The 14060-nt window shown below is 74.5% G+C and carries 13 protein-coding genes; 9 read left to right on the top strand and 4 right to left on the bottom strand.

The window, feature by feature from the left end; genetic code table 11:
* Positions 1-95: 95 nt before the first annotated feature.
* From AC0693_RS32660 to AC0693_RS32650, 3 genes are all read right to left on the bottom strand, one after another.
* The gene (locus tag AC0693_RS32660; RefSeq protein ID WP_478803784.1) at positions 96-1310 is read right to left on the bottom strand and encodes a TerD family protein; all 1215 of its coding nucleotides are present in this window, start codon (positions 1308-1310) and stop codon (positions 96-98) included.
* A 104-nt stretch (positions 1311-1414) separates the two neighbouring features.
* Positions 1415-1636: a hypothetical protein gene (locus AC0693_RS32655; RefSeq protein ID WP_356409190.1), complete on the bottom strand. Its 222-nt coding sequence runs from the start codon at positions 1634-1636 to the stop codon at positions 1415-1417.
* 106 nt (positions 1637-1742) lie between these two features.
* Positions 1743-3287, bottom strand: a complete 1545-nt coding sequence (locus tag AC0693_RS32650; protein WP_478803783.1) for an aldehyde dehydrogenase (NADP(+)) — start codon at positions 3285-3287, stop codon at positions 1743-1745.
* A gap of 135 nt (positions 3288-3422) precedes the next feature.
* Between AC0693_RS32650 and AC0693_RS32645 the strand changes: the two genes are divergently transcribed.
* The 8 genes from AC0693_RS32645 to AC0693_RS32610 all read left to right on the top strand — a co-directional run bounded on the left by AC0693_RS32645 (position 3423) and on the right by AC0693_RS32610 (position 11655).
* A complete protein-coding gene (locus AC0693_RS32645; RefSeq protein WP_478803782.1) occupies positions 3423-4217 on the top strand; it encodes an IclR family transcriptional regulator in 795 nt (264 codons plus the stop codon).
* A 93-nt stretch (positions 4218-4310) separates the two neighbouring features.
* Positions 4311-5378, top strand: a complete 1068-nt coding sequence (locus tag AC0693_RS32640; RefSeq protein ID WP_478803781.1) for a hypothetical protein — start codon at positions 4311-4313, stop codon at positions 5376-5378.
* Between the two features lie 149 nt (positions 5379-5527).
* On the top strand, positions 5528-6874 hold the full coding sequence (locus tag AC0693_RS32635; protein WP_478803821.1) for a sensor histidine kinase: 1347 nt from the start codon (positions 5528-5530) through the stop codon (positions 6872-6874).
* A complete protein-coding gene (locus AC0693_RS32630) occupies positions 6871-7533 on the top strand; it encodes a response regulator (protein ID WP_478803780.1) in 663 nt (220 codons plus the stop codon). The genes AC0693_RS32635 and AC0693_RS32630 overlap by 4 nt, the downstream gene beginning before the upstream one ends.
* Before the next feature lie 62 nt (positions 7534-7595).
* Positions 7596-9053 carry a peptidoglycan D,D-transpeptidase FtsI family protein gene (locus tag AC0693_RS32625; protein ID WP_469319275.1) on the top strand — a complete coding sequence of 486 codons (1458 nt, stop codon included), beginning with the start codon at positions 7596-7598 and terminating at the stop codon, positions 9051-9053.
* A 63-nt stretch (positions 9054-9116) separates the two neighbouring features.
* The gene (locus tag AC0693_RS32620) at positions 9117-9611 is read left to right on the top strand and encodes an N-acetyltransferase family protein (protein ID WP_478803779.1); all 495 of its coding nucleotides are present in this window, start codon (positions 9117-9119) and stop codon (positions 9609-9611) included.
* Between the two features lie 123 nt (positions 9612-9734).
* The gene (locus tag AC0693_RS32615) at positions 9735-10445 is read left to right on the top strand and encodes a DsbA family oxidoreductase (RefSeq protein ID WP_478803778.1); all 711 of its coding nucleotides are present in this window, start codon (positions 9735-9737) and stop codon (positions 10443-10445) included.
* A gap of 91 nt (positions 10446-10536) precedes the next feature.
* Positions 10537-11655, top strand: coding sequence for an aminotransferase class V-fold PLP-dependent enzyme (locus AC0693_RS32610; protein WP_478803777.1), 1119 nt, complete (start codon positions 10537-10539; stop codon positions 11653-11655).
* A gap of 53 nt (positions 11656-11708) precedes the next feature.
* Here AC0693_RS32610 and AC0693_RS32605 read toward each other — a convergent pair whose 3' ends face one another.
* Complete coding sequence (locus AC0693_RS32605) at positions 11709-12806, bottom strand: aminotransferase class V-fold PLP-dependent enzyme (protein ID WP_469337721.1); 1098 nt, start codon at positions 12804-12806, stop codon at positions 11709-11711.
* A gap of 64 nt (positions 12807-12870) precedes the next feature.
* On the opposite strand from AC0693_RS32605, the gene AC0693_RS32600 reads away from it, so the two are divergent.
* The gene (locus tag AC0693_RS32600) at positions 12871-13965 is read left to right on the top strand and encodes an amidohydrolase family protein (RefSeq protein WP_478803776.1); all 1095 of its coding nucleotides are present in this window, start codon (positions 12871-12873) and stop codon (positions 13963-13965) included.
* The last annotated feature ends 95 nt before the right edge of the window (positions 13966-14060 follow it).

The following is a 14060-nucleotide window of genomic DNA, read 5'->3' as shown; positions in this document are numbered from 1 at the left end:
GGGCACTGACAGCCACCTCCGGTTAAACCGCGGCCCGGGGTGGCGTGGGTCACCCCGGGCCCTCCGCCGGACCCGGCGGGCGGCGCCGACCTGCGTCAGAGCGCCTGAGCGGCGGGCTTGACCATGCCGCGCACTGTGCGGGACTTCACAAAATCTCCGATGGCCGTCATCTCCCATTCGCCGGAGAACTGCTTGATCAGCTTGGCCATCATCACGCCGGTCTGCGGTTCGGCGCCGGTGAGGTCGAAGCGGACCAGCTCCTCGCCGCTGGCCGCGTCGATCAGCCGGCAGTACGCCTTGGCGACCTCGGTGAACTTCTGGCCGGAGAAGGAGTTGACCGTGAAGACGAGGCCGGTGGCCTCGGCGGGGATCCGGCCGAGGTCCACGACGATGACCTCGTCGTCCCCGGCGCCCTCACCGGTCAGGTTGTCGCCGGAGTGCTTGATGGCGCCGTTCAGGATCGACAGCTTGCCGAAGTAGCAGCTGTCGATGTGGTTGCGCTGCGGGCCGTACGCGATGACCGAGGCGTCGAGGTCGATGTCCCGGCCGCCGAAGGCCGGCTCCCAGCCGAGGCCCATCTTGACCTGGGAGAGCAGCGGGCGGCCGCCCTTGACCAGGGAGACGGTCTGGTTCTTCTGGAGGCTGACCCGGCCCTTGTCGAGGTTGATCTTTCCGGCGCCGGGGGCGGGCTGGGCCGGCGGGGCGGCGGGCGGCGCCTGCGGCGGCGGGAAGGCGGCGGCCGCGGCGGGGGAGGGCGGCGGGGTGTGGACGGCGGCCGGGACGGGCGCGGGGGCGGGGGCGGCGGGCTCCTCGTCCACCGAGACGCCGAAGTCGGTGGCGATCCCGGCGAGGCCGTTGGCGTACCCCTGGCCGACGGCGCGGACCTTCCAGGCGCCGCCGCGCAGGTACACCTCGACGACCACCAGGGCGGTCTCGGTGCCCAGCCGCGGCGGGGTGAAGGTGGCGATCACCGCGCCGCCGTCGGCGTCGCGGACGGTGGCGGTGGGCTCGACGCCCTGGAAGCTCTGCCCGGCGGCGTCGGGGCTGGCCGTCACCACGATCCGCTCGATGCCGGGCGGGACCGCGGAGGTGTCCACGGTGATCGAGTCCGGCGCCGAACCGCCACCGGACCGGTAGCTGACACCGGGGCCGGCGGGCTGGTTGTAGAAGATGAAGTCGGCGTCGGAGCGCACCTTGCCGTCGGCGGCGAGCAGGAGCCCGGATACGTCCAGCCGTACCGGAGCGGCCACATCCACCGTCACGCGGACGGCATGGAGCGGCAGGTTCGAACCAGGGGTCATAGCGGTCATGCCGGGAGAACGACCGAAGGCCCTTTGCCGTTCCCTTACCCGCGAGCGGCGCATCCGGTTGCCCCGTTCGGCCCCGTCCGGCCCTGCGGGTTCCGGGCCGCGGGCTACCGGCGGTTGCGGGGGTGGTTCCGCGCCGTCCGCTCGTTGCCGAACTTGTAGGCGCCGGTCCAGCGGGCCATGACCAGCTGGGCGTCCCCCGACGCCACCTCGGCCAGGAACTTCTCCGCCCGCGCCCCGCGCAGGGTGCCCGCCGCACGGCCCTGGTGGGTGATGACGACGGCCCCGTCGCGGCGTTGTTCGTACGTGAATCCGTGCGGTCTCGGCATGGCGGCAGCCTGCCTCCCGCCGGGAGGCGCGGGCAACCGGATTTGCCGCCGCGGCGGCCCGGGCCGGACGCCACGACGGCCGTCATGACGTCCGGCCGCGGGGTGGCTAGGAGGCGCCGGTCACCAGGCGGGGCAGGCCCAGCGGGTTGGCTTCGCGCAGCTCCGGCGGAAGCAGCGGGTCCGGCACCGACTGGTAGGCCACCGGGCGCAGCCACCGCTCGATCGCCGTCCCGCCGACCGAGGTGGAGTGCGAGGTCGCGGCCGGGTACGGGCCGCCGTGGTGCTGGGCGGGGGCCACCGCGACACCGGTCGGCCAGCCGTTCACCACGACCCGCCCGGCCAGCCGCGTGACCAGCCCGATCAGCTCCGCCGCCGGGGCGGCCGCGCCCTCGGGCCCGGCGCCCGCGCACTCCGCCGCCGACAGCTGGAGGGTGGCGGTGAGGTTGCCGGAGAGCAGGGACAGGACGGCGGCCGCCTCGCCCTGGTCGGCGTACCGCACGACGACGGTGACCGGGCCGAAGCACTCCTCCAGCAGCGCCCCGTACGTCTGCGGCTCGGCCAGCAGGCCGTTCGCGGCGACGGTCAGGTAGCCCGCGCCGACCGTGTGCGGGCCGCCGGAGCCGGGCGCGACGGGCGCGGTGACCCCGGGCAGCGCGGCCCGCTCGCGGACGCCGGCGACGAAGTTCTCCCGCATCCGGTGGTCGAGCAGGACCCCCGGACCGGTCTCCCCGAGCGCCTTGGTGAGCGCGCCGGTGAGCCGGTCGCCGTCCGCTCCTTCGGGTACGAGCACCAGCCCGGGCTTGACGCAGAACTGGCCGACGCCGAGCGTGACCGAGCCCGCGAGGCCGCCGCCGATCTCCTCGGCGCGCTCCGCGGCGGCCGCGGGCGTGACCACCACCGGGTTCAGTGAGCCCAGTTCGCCGTGGAAGGGGATGGGGACGGGCCGGGCGGCGGCCGCGTCGAACAGGGCCCGGCCGCCCCGGATGGAACCGGTGAACCCGGCGGCGCTGACGAGCGGGTGACGGATCAGCTCCAGGCCCGAGTCGAACCCGTGGACGACGGACACCACGTCCGGCGGCAGCCCGCTCTCCTCGGCGGCGCGGCGCAGCAGCGCGGCGCACAGCGCCGAGGTGGCGGGGTGGTCGGGGTGCGCCTTGACCACGACGGGGCAGCCCGCGCCGAGCGCGCTGGCGGTGTCGCCGCCCGGGACGGAGAAGGCGAGCGGGAAATTGGAGGCGGCGTAGACCGCGACCACGCCGAGCGGCACCTTGTAGCGGCGCAGTTCGGGCCGGGGCGGGCTGAGGGCGGGGTCGGCGCGGTCGATCCGGACGTCGAGGTACGAACCGTCCTCGACGGCGTCGGCGATGGCGCGCAGCTGGTAGGTCGTGCGGCCCAGCTCGCCGGTGAGGCGGCCCGCGCCGAGGGCGGTCTCCGCATCGGCGGCCTCGACGACCTGCGCGGCGGAGGCGTCCAGGAGCGCGGCGGCGGCGCGCAGGAAGGCGACGCGGACGGCGCGGTCGGCGAGCGCGCCGAGGGCGGCGTGGGCCGCGCGCACGGCCTGGTCCACCTCACGGGGTGTGGCCTCGGCCGCGACCTGATCGCGCTGCTTCCCGGTACGGGGGTCCACACTCCAGACTGGTGTTCCTGCCATGCTGCACTGCCTCCTGGGCCTGGAGAGGGATCGTTCAGTATTCTGAACGCCGTTCTGGTGGATGAATGATCACATCCGCTGCGGACTCTATTTCCGGGTCTTCGGGGTTGACAAGGCAAAGGGGCGAAAACGCGCATGACGACAGCCGGGTCGGCGGGTACGGAGGAGGGTGCGGCGGCGGGCGCGCCGGTGAAGTCCGCGGTGCGGACGGTGCGGTTGCTGGAGCACTTCGCGGCGCGGCCCGGCCTGCACAGCCTGGCCGACATCCAGCACGACCTCGGACTCCCCAAGTCCAGCCTGTACATGCTGCTGCGCACGCTGGTGGGCATGGGATGGGTGGAGACCGACGCCCAGGGGACCCGTTACGGCATAGGGGTACGGGCGCTGCTCGTCGGCAGTTCGTACATCGACGGGGACGAGGTGGTCGCGGCCGCCCGGCCGACCCTGGACCGGCTCTCGGACGGGACCACCGAGACCATCCACCTGGCCCGGCTGGACGGTACGAGCGTGGTCTACCTGGCCACCCGCCAGTCCCAGCACTACCTGCGCCCCTTCACCAGGGTCGGCCGGCGGCTGCCCGTGCACTCGACCGCGCTGGGCAAGGCGCTGCTGGCCACGCACACCGACGAGGAGGTGCGGCTGCTGCTCCCGGAGCGGCTGGAAGCGGTCACGCAGCACACGATCACGGACCGCGAGGCGCTGATCGAGGAACTGGCGCTGGTACGCGAGCAGGGGTACGCGGTGGACCGGGAGGAGAACACGCTGGGGCTGCGCTGTTTCGGGGTCGCGGTGCCCTACCGGTCTCCGGCGCGGGACGCGGTGAGCTGCTCGGTGCCGGTGGCGCGGCTGACGCCGGGGCACGAGCGGGTGATCAAGAAAGCGCTGTTCGAGGCGCGGGACCGGCTGACGGTGGTGACGCGGCGGATGTGAGGCGTCCGGTCCGGGGGTGTCTCCCCCGGGCGGGGGAGACGGATCACCTTCACGGGGGAGGTGGCGGGGCGGCGCAGACGGGACCGTGGACCCATGAACACGCGAGCCGTGAAGACGGCGCATCCGACGCGGTCGGCGGATCTCGACCAGGTACCCGGCCCGCAATCCCCGGCACTCGGGGCGGCGGGCGGGGCCGGGGCGGGGATCGGTGTCGGCCGCAGGGTCCTGAGGGCGGTGGCGCTGGCCGCCACCGTGCCGTACCTGACGCTCAAGGCGGCCTGGCTGGCGGGGAGCGGGATCGGGATACCGCGGGGGAGCGTGCTGCGGGATCCGGGGCTGTTCTTCACCGTGGCCAATTCCCTGACGCTGGCGATGGACGCCTGCCTCATCGCCCTCGTGCTGGTGCTCACCCGGCCCTGGGGCATGCGGGTGCCGGCCTGGCTGCTGGTCGTCCCCGCCTTCGTGGCCACCGGGCTGCTCACGCCGATCCTCACGGGGTTTCCGGGCCAGCTGCTCATACGGGCGCTGGGGGTGGAGGCGGACACGGGCGCGGCCCGGGCCGTCCGGGAGCCCTTCCTCGATCCGTGGGTGTTCGACGTCGTCTACACCGGTTTCACCGTTCAAGGACTCGCCCTCGCCGGTTTGTTCGTGCCCTATGCGCGACAGCGCTGGGGCCACCGGTGGCAGGGCGTGCCGGGTCCGCGGCTTCCGTCGTCCACGGGGGTGGTGGCGGGAGCCGCGGCGGCGGCGGGCCTGTTGGTGGGCGCGGCCTACCTGTACTGGGGGTTCGGGGGCACGGCCGGGCTGACCGCGGGGCAGCGGGCCGAGCGCACCGCGGACTGGACCGTGGTGTCGGTGATCCACGCGGCCTGTGCGGGGGGCGCCGGTGCGGGCGCGGTGCTCCTGGGCCGGGGGTGGTGGCCGGGCAGGGGGCCGGGCCGGGGCCGGGCCCGGTGGCCGCTGGCCCTCGCGTGGACCGGATCGGCGGCGGCGCTCAGTTGGGGGGCCTGGCTCCTGATCGCTTCCCTGAGCGGGGAGTTCGAGGGTGCGCAGGGCACCACGGGTGGCATGTACCTGGCCTACGCTGGCCAGATGATCACCGGTTTGCTAGGGGTCGCCGTGCTCGCGAGGTTCCTCACCGTCCGGCGCACGGACCGGTGAGCGGGTGGTCGGGGTGATCCGGATGATCGGGGGGATCGGGTGGTTCGGCGATCGGAGGGGTTCGGGTGGCGGGGGCGGGGGTGAGCAGGGACGGGCTGAAGGCGTTCGGGTTGCGCTGGGTGCACCTGGTGCTCGGCGGGGCGCTGCTGATGCCGTACTTCCTGCTGGCCCAGGTGGTGGTGGGGGTGGTGGCAGGCGGGGTCAATGCCCTCAGCTCCTTCCCGCTGACCCTCATCGCGTACGCGGCGGCGCTGCCGCTGGTGGCGGTGAGTGCGGTGTTCCCCCTGGTCAGGCCGATGTCGGTGGCCGCGGTCCGGGCGCTGTGCGGGGTACCGGGGGAGCGGCTGGCGCAGGGTCCCGGCCGGTCCTGGCCGGCCCGGGGGCGGACCTCGGCGTGGTGGACCCTGCACCTGGGGGTCGGGGCGGCCCTGAGCGGGATGACGCTGGCGGTGCCGCCGATGGCGGTGGTGCTGATCGTCCTGCCGTTCGTGGGCGGGCTGCGGGACGTCCGCTGGGGACTCGGCTGGGTGGGCACCGGTACCGGGGCCGCGGCGTACGTCGCCCCGCTGCTCGGGTTCGGGCTGCTCGGCGGGCTGGCGCTGTGCGCGGCGGGGGCCGCGGCGCTGCTGGCCCGGCTGGCGCCCGTACTGCTCGGGCCCACCGGAGCGGACCGGCTGGCCGCGGCCGAGGAGCGGGCGGCCGACCTCGCGGTGCGGGGCCGGCTGGCGCGGGAGCTGCACGACGCGGTGGGGCACGCGCTGAGCGCCGTCACCCTCCAGGCGGGGGCGGCCCGGCGGGTGCTGGACACGGATCCGGAGTTCGTCCGGGAGGCGCTGGCCGCGATCGAGGACACCACGCGGCGCACGGTGGGGGAGCTGGACACCGTCCTGGGCCTGCTCCGGGAGGGCGAGGGAGTGGGCGAGGGACCCGGCGCGGCGCCCGCGCCGACCCTGGCCGCCGACCTGGAGGGGCTGCTGGCCCGCAGCCGGGCGGGGGGTGTGCGGATCACGGCCCTCCAGGACCCGGGACCCGTCGGCGACTGGGGGCAGCTGCCCGCGGTCGTCTCCCGGGAGGCGTACCGGATCGTCCAGGAGGGCCTGAGCAACGCGCTGCGGCACGGCGGCGGGCTTATCGACCTGCGGATCCGGGTCAGCGAACCGCGGCGAGCGGGCGGACGCCCGGGCGCCGCCGTCCCCGACGCCCCCGGTGACCGGCGCGCCCCCGGTGCCCCCGGCGACCACGCCGATCCCGGCGCGCGTGGCTCCCACGACGACCACCACGGGGAACACCGTCACCCCGGACCGCGCGAACTGGAGTTGATCATGACCAACCCGCCGGGTACGGCCGATGGGCGGGAGCCGCGGGCCGGTGGGGGGCGCGGGCTGCGGGGGGCCGCCGAGCGGGCCGCGCTGCTCGGCGGCCGGGTGCAGGCGGGGGAACGGGACGGCCGGTGGCTGCTGCGCGCCGTCCTCCCCTTCGGTGGCGGCGCCCGGTGAACCGGCCGCCGCTGCGCATCGTGGTCGCGGACGACGAGCGCATGGTCCGCACCGCCCTGCGGGTCATCCTGGACGCTGAGCCGGACCTCACGGTGGTGGGTGAGGCGGCAACCGGCGCCGAGGCCGTCTCCCTGGTCCGGTCCCTGGCCCCCGACGTGGTCCTCATGGACGTCCGGATGCCGGAGACCGACGGCATCCGGGCCACCGGCCAGATCCTGGCCACCATGGCGGAGCCGCCCCGGATCGTGGTGGTGACCACCTTCGAGAACGACTCGTACGTGTACGAGGCGCTGCGCGCGGGCGCCGCGGGGTTCCTGCTCAAGCGGGCCCATCCGGAGGAGCTGATCGGCGCCGTCCGCCTCGTCGCCCGCGGCGATTCGCTGCTCTTTCCGGCGGCGGTCCGCTCGCTGGCCGCCGCCCACCGGCCTGGCCGCCCCGCCGCCGCGGTCTGGGCGGCCCGGCTGACCGAGCGGGAGGCCGACGTGCTGCGCCTGATGGCGACCGGGCTGTCGAACCACGAGATCAGCGAGCGGCTCGGGGTCGGCCCGCAGACGGTGAAGACCCACGTGGCGGCGGTCCTGGCCAAGACCGGTTCCCGTGACCGGACCCAGGCGGTCATCGCCGCCTACGAGGGGGGCTTCCTCATGAGGAAAGGCTGAGAAGCCCGCCACAATCGGGGCAGAGTGGAACGTCCGGGGACGCCGGTGCGTCTTTCCGGGAGATGAACAAGACGATCAGGCGCGCGTCGGTCTTCTGTCTGCTTCTGGTGCTTGCCCTGCTGGTGCGGGTCACCTGGGTGCAGGCGTACCAAGGCCAGGCCCTCGCAGACGACAAGAACAACCAGCGGAACATCATCGGGCAGTACGAGAACCCGCTGGGCAACATCATCGTGGGCGGGGAAGCGATCACCGGCTCGACGAAGACCGAGGGGAGCAAGACCTACGCCTACAAGCGGACGTACACCGACGGCCCGCTGTACGCGCCGATCACCGGTCACACCTCGCAGGCGTACACCTCCACCATGCTGGAGGGGATCTACAAGAACGTCCTGAACGGCTCGGACAACCGGCTCAAGTCGTTCATGGACGTCCTCACCAACAAGCGGGCCGACCCGGGCAACGTCCTGACGACGATCGACAAGGACGTCCAGAAGGCCGGGTACGACGCGCTCCAGGGCAAGCAGGGCGCCGCCGTCGCGATGGACCCGGAGACGGGGGAGATCCTCGGCATCGTGAACAACCCGTCCTACGACCCGGGCAGCATCACGGGCAACACCAAGGCCGACGAGGCGGCGTGGGTGAAGCTCTCGGAGAACCAGGGCGCCCCCATGCTCAACGTGGCGCTGCGCAAGCCGCAGGCCCCCGGCTCCACCTTCAAGCTGGTCACGCTGGCGGCGGCGCTGGAGAACGGCCTGTTCAGCTCCATCGACACGCCCACCGGCATCCCGGACCCCTACACGATCCCCGGCACCACGACCGCGCTGAAGAGCGAGGCCCCCACCCCGGGCTGCAACAACGTGACCCTGCGCGAAGGCCTGAAGAAGTCCTGCAACAACGTCTTCGCCGAGCTGGCCTACCGGCTCGGCCAGGACAAGATGCGCGCCATGGCGGAGAAGCTCGGCTTCAACGCGGACACCAAGATCCCGATCGGCACCACTCCGACGAGCAAGTACCCGTCGAAGAAGATGTCCAAGGACCAGGTGGCGCAGACCGGCATCGGCCAGTTCGACGTCCAGGCCACCCCGCTCCAGATGGCGATGGTGACGGCGGCGATCGAGAACGGCGGCAAGCTCGTCGCCCCGCACGTGGTCTCCGAGGTCACCGACTCCAGCGGCAACGTCCTGGAGAGCTTCAAGGACCCGAAGTCCCAGCAGGTCATGAGCGAGCGGACGGCCGCCATGGTCCGCGACGCCATGAAGACGGTGGTCTCCGACGGCGGCGGCAAGCCCGCGCAGGTCCCCGGCGCCGAAGTCGGCGGCAAGACCGGCACCGCCCAGCGGGGCGTCAAGAACAGCCTCGCGCCGCTGGCCTGGTTCACCTCATACGGCAAGGCGAACGGCAAGCGGATCGCGGTCGCCGTGGTCATCGAGAACTCGGACACGGACCGCTCCGAGATCGGCGGCGGCAGGCTCGCCGCCCCCGTGGCCCAGAAGATGATGAGCGCGTGGCTGGGTAAGTAGCCGCCCGTACAGAAGTGCGAGCGCGCCGGGAACCCGAGGGGGTCCCGGCGCGTCTTGTCTCCCATGATCAGGACCGCACTCCCCGCCGACCTCGACGCGATCGCAGACCTGCACGCCCGCGCCCGCGCCACCTACTACCGGGGCAGGATCCCCGCGGACGCCTACGCGGGCGAGGACGAGCGGGCCCGTACCCGCGAGGGCTGGGCCCGGGCCGTCGCCCGCGGAGACGGCGGCGCCGAGGGCGCGAGCGCGGTGCTCTGCGCCGAGCAGGACGGCGAGCTGACCGGAGTCGCCGCCTTCCGCACCGTGGACGGCGAGGCCACGCTCACCCAGCTGCACGTCGATCCCGGCCACTGGCGGCGCGGCACCGGCACCGCCCTGCACGCCGCCTGCCTCGACCGCTGGCGCCGGGCGGGCATACCCCGGGTCCGGCTGGAGGTCTACGAACACAACCTGCGCGCCCAGGCCTTCTACGCCGCCCACGGCTGGCGCCCCGACCCGCGCACCCCCCGGGCGGGCTCCCACCACACGCTCTGGCTGACGGTCGGCGCGGAGTGAGGGCCACCGGGGGGCGGTGCGCCGGGGAATGAGCGGCGCCGGGTGGGCGTTGTGCCGCTGGGACGGCGGAGGCGACCCCTGCGCACCCCCAGAGCCCACCCGGACCCGGAGAGAAGAAGGATCATGCGCGTCGAGATCTGGAGCGACATCGCCTGCCCCTGGTGCTACATAGGCAAGGCCCGTTTCGAGAAGGGGCTGGCCGCCTTCGCGCACCGCGAGGAGGTCGAGGTGGTCCACCGGTCCTTCGAGCTCGACCCGAACCGTGCCAAGGGGAGCGTCGCACCCGTCCTGGAGATGCTGGCCAAGAAGTACGGCCGCACCCTGGAGGAGGCGCGCGGCATGGAGGAGCACGTCGCGGCGAGCGCCCGCGCCGAGGGGCTGGAGTACCGCACCGAGGGCCGCGACCACGGCAACACCTTCGACATCCACCGCCTCCTGCACCTGGCCGCCGCCCAGGGCCGCCAGGACGAGCTGCTCGACCTCGCCTACCGGGCGAACTTCGCCGAGGAGCGGTCCGTCTTCGACTCCGAGACCCTGCTGGCGCTCGCCGTCGAGGCGGGCCTGGACGCGGGCGAGGCGGCCGCGGTGCTCGCCGACGCGACCGCCTACGCCGACGCCGTGCGCGCCGACGAGCGCGAGGCGGCCGAACTCGGCGCGAACGCCGTGCCGTTCTTCGTCCTGGACCGCCGCTTCGGGATCTCCGGCGGACAGCCGGCCGAGGTGTTCACCCGGGCGCTGGAGCAGGCGTGGGCCGGGCGCGAGGACGTACCGGCCCCGGCCGCGGCGGACGCCTGCGAGCCGGACGGCGCGTGCGCGGTGCCGGGCCAGGGCTGAGAACCGGGGGCCCGCGCCGGGCCCCGGATCCCGCCACGTTCGGCCGAACCGGCCATGGACGAGGGGCTGTTGCTCCCGCAGAGTGGGGACCATGGATCTTCCCCGTGCCGACGTGAGTCGTGCCGAACCGAGTCCGGTCGAACCGAGCCGCGCCGAACCCGGTCTCGCCGACGCGGTCCGGGCCGAGTTCGGCCACACCACCGCCTACCTCAACACCGCCACCTGCGGGATCCTCCCGCGCGCCGCCGTCGCGGCCGTGCACGCCCTGGCCGACGCCGCCGGGGCCGGGGATCCCGCCGGGTTCGGTGACCTCGGCGTCGTGGGCCGGGTGCGCGAGGGCTTCGCGCGGCTGGCCGGGGTCGCGCCGTCGCGCGTGGCCGTCGGCTCGGCGGTGTCCACCCATGTGGCGCTCATCGCCGCCGCCCTGCCCGCCGGGGCCGAAGTCCTGTGCGTCGAGGACGACTTCGCCTCCGTGCTGAACCCCTTCGTGGTGCGGGGCGACCTGACGCTGCGGTTCGTCCCGCTGGAATCGGTCGCCGAAGCCGTCGGCGAGCGCACCGCGCTGGTCGCGCTGAGCGCCGTACAGTCCGCGGACGGCCGGCCGGCCGACCTCGCGGCGATCCGTGAGGCGGCCTCCGGGTACGGGGCGCGGATGCTGGTGGACGCGACGCAGGCGGTCGGCTGGCTGCCCTTCGACGCGGCGCCCTACGACTACACCGTGACCGCCGGGTTCAAGTGGCTGCTCGCCTCGCGCGGGGTCTCGTACCTGACGGTCTCCGAGGAGGCGCAGGACACGCTGGTGCCGCTGCACGCAGGCTGGGTGGCGGCCACCCCGGGGCGGGAGTCCTTCTACGGGCCGATGCCCGAACTCGCCCACGACGCCCGCCGGTTCGACGAATCACCGGCCTTCCTCGCCTACCACGCCGCCGAGCCGTCGCTGGCCCTGCTGGAGCGGGTCGGCATCGAGGCGGTGCACGCCCACGACACCGCCCTGGCGGCCCGGTTCCGGGCCGGGCTCGCGCGCCTGGGGCACGAACCCGTCCCGGGCAGCGCCCCGATCGTCTCCGTCCCGGGCCTGGCCGACCGTCAGCCCGCGCTGCTCGCGGCGGGCATCCCCACCGCCGCCCGCGCGGGCGCGCTGCGGGCCTCGTTCCACCTCTACACCACGGAGGCGGACGTGGACCGGGCCCTCGACGCCCTGTCCGGCTGAGCCTGTCCGGCTGAGCCCTGCCCGTCCGACCGCTGCCCGTCCGACCCCCGGCCTCAGGCGGCCCCGGCGCGCCCCCAAGCCGCGGTGGCCGCGTCCACGGCCGGAGCCGCCGGGACGGACAGGGCCGCGGCCAGGGCCGTCAGCGAGGCGTGCACCGCGGGGAGCGCGGCGGCCGGGCCGAAGTGGTTCACCCGGATCATCTCCTGGGCCAGCGCGCCGCCGCCCGCGGCCAGCGGGGCCGAGGGGTCGGCGGCGAGGGCCCGTGCGACCACCGACGCGGCCCCCGTCACCCGCAAGGTGGTGGCCACCGGGGCCGCGTCCGCCGCGTCGACGACGTACGGGTCCACCCCCAGCGCCGCCGCGCCCGCCCGGGTCGCCGCCGCGGCGGCCGCGTGGCGGGCCATCACGGCCGCCGGGCCCTCCTCGGCGATCCGGGCCAGGCACGCCTCCAGCGCGAGCATCTCCAGCTGGGCCGGAGCGTGCAGCAAGGTGGTGCGGCCGCCGTCGATCCAGCGCTCCTTCCAGTCCAGGAGGGAGAGGTACGAGCGGCGCGGCGCCGACGGGTTCGCCGCGAACCGGGCCCACGCGCGCTCCGAGACCGACACGGCCGACACCCCGGCCGGTCCGCCCATCGCCTTCTGCGCCCCGATCACGCACAGGTCCACGCCCCACGCGTCCGGCAGCAGGGGTTCCGCGCCCACCGAGGCCACCGCGTCCAGCATGAACAGCGCGCCGTGCGCCCGGACGACCTCACCGATCTCCGCGACCGGGTTGGTGTTCCCGGTCGCCGCCTCCGCGTGCACCAGCGAGACGAAGTCGATCTCCGGCCGTTCGGCGAGGGCGCGTTCGACCTGCGCCGCGCTCACGGCCGTGTCGAACGGCACCGTCAGGTCCACCACGGTCGCGCCGCAGTCGCGCAGCCAGTTGCCGAAGGTGGTCCCGTACGGCCCCGTCACGATGTTCAGCGCCGTCGAACCGGGCCGCGCGCCCGAGCGGATGCAGCCCTCCAGCGGGAGCAGCGCCTCGCCCTGGGTGATCACCACGTCCTGGCGGGTGGAGAGGAGCTCCGCGACCCCTCGTTCGATCGACGCGAAGCGCTCCGCCGTCAGCGGCGGCAGGTCAAGGAGGGGGTGGGGCGCGGTGCTGGTCACGGGGGTGCTCTCTTCGTCCGAGGTTACCGGCAGAGCGTACCGAGCGGGTGGCTACAGTGCCGCCATGAGCGATGTGCTGCACGTGAAGGGGCGGGTGCTCGTCGGGCCGGACGAGGTCCGCGACGAGTTGTGGGTCGTCGGTGGCCGGATTTCGTACGAGCGCCCGCGCGCCGGGGCCGGTGCGCACGAGGTGACCACCGTGAGCGGCTGGGTGCTGCCGGGGCTGGTGGACGCGCACTGCCACGTGGGGCTCGACGCCCACGGTCCGGTGGACGACGCGACGAGCGAGAAGCAGGCGCTGACGGACCGGGACGCGGGCGCCCTGCTGCTCCGGGACGCCGGATCCCCCTCCGACACCCGCTGGATCGACGCGCGCGACGACCTGCCCAAGGTGATCCGGGCCGGCCGGCACATCGCCCGGACCCGGCGCTACATCCGCAACTACGCCCACGAGATCGAGCCCGCCGACCTCGTCGCGTACGTCGGCCGCGAGGCGCGGCGCGGCGACGGCTGGGTGAAGCTGGTCGGTGACTGGATCGACCGCGAGGTGGGTGACCTGACGGCCTGCTGGCCGCGCGCCGAGGTGGAGGCGGCGATCGCCGAGGCGCACCGGCTGGGCGCCCGGGTGACCGCCCACTGCTTCGCCGAGGACTCGCTGCGCGACCTCGTCGAGGCGGGCATCGACTGCGTGGAACACGCCACCGGCCTGACCGAGGACACCATCCCGCTCTTCGCCGAGCGCGGGGTCGCGATCGTCCCGACGCTGGTGAACATCGCGACGTTCCCCCGGCTGGCCTCGGGCGGCGAGGCCAAGTTCCCGCGCTGGTCGTCCCACTTGCGGCGGCTGCACGAGCGGCGCTACGACACGGTGCGCGCGGCGTACGACGCGGGCGTGCCGGTGTACGTCGGGACGGACGCGGGCGGTTCGCTGCCCCACGGGCTGGTCGCCGCGGAGGTCGCCGAGCTGGTGAAGGCCGGCATCCCGGCATCGGCCGCGCTCTCCGCGACGGCGTGGGGAGCGCGCGCATGGCTGGGCCGGCCCGGACTGGAGGAGGGCGCTCCGGCGGACCTCGTGGTCTACGGGGAGGACCCGCGCGCGGACGTGTCCGTCCTGGCCGACCCGCGCCGGGTGGTGCTGGCGGGGCGGATCCGCGGCTGAGGGCGCCGGGTTGACCGGTGCGTGACGCCGACCGGTGCCCGGTCGTTGGGAGTGGCCGAAACGTGTGGGGTGCGGGACTGTGGCGCACTCCTGTG

The sequence above is a fragment of the Streptomyces sp. NPDC043876 genome (assembly GCF_056435825.1).
This window is presented reverse-complemented; position numbering and strand designations above follow the sequence as displayed.

Bases quoted from the DNA above. Each gene is read 5' to 3' on its own strand.
- AC0693_RS32640 (WP_478803781.1), top strand. From the start codon at position 4,311: ATGAACACGCGAGCCGTGAAGACGGCGCATCCGACGCGGTCGGCGGAT.
- AC0693_RS32610 (WP_478803777.1), top strand. From the start codon at position 10,537: ATGGATCTTCCCCGTGCCGACGTGAGTCGTGCCGAACCGAGTCCGGTC.
- AC0693_RS32620 (WP_478803779.1), top strand. From the start codon at position 9,117: ATGATCAGGACCGCACTCCCCGCCGACCTCGACGCGATCGCAGACCTG.
- AC0693_RS32645 (WP_478803782.1), top strand. From the start codon at position 3,423: ATGACGACAGCCGGGTCGGCGGGTACGGAGGAGGGTGCGGCGGCGGGC.
- AC0693_RS32650 (WP_478803783.1), bottom strand. From the start codon at position 3,287: ATGGCAGGAACACCAGTCTGGAGTGTGGACCCCCGTACCGGGAAGCAG.
- AC0693_RS32635 (WP_478803821.1), top strand. From the start codon at position 5,528: ATGCCGTACTTCCTGCTGGCCCAGGTGGTGGTGGGGGTGGTGGCAGGC.
- AC0693_RS32615 (WP_478803778.1), top strand. From the start codon at position 9,735: ATGCGCGTCGAGATCTGGAGCGACATCGCCTGCCCCTGGTGCTACATA.
- AC0693_RS32655 (WP_356409190.1), bottom strand. From the start codon at position 1,636: ATGCCGAGACCGCACGGATTCACGTACGAACAACGCCGCGACGGGGCC.
- AC0693_RS32600 (WP_478803776.1), top strand. From the start codon at position 12,871: ATGAGCGATGTGCTGCACGTGAAGGGGCGGGTGCTCGTCGGGCCGGAC.
- AC0693_RS32625 (WP_469319275.1), top strand. From the start codon at position 7,596: ATGAACAAGACGATCAGGCGCGCGTCGGTCTTCTGTCTGCTTCTGGTG.
- AC0693_RS32660 (WP_478803784.1), bottom strand. From the start codon at position 1,310: ATGACCGCTATGACCCCTGGTTCGAACCTGCCGCTCCATGCCGTCCGC.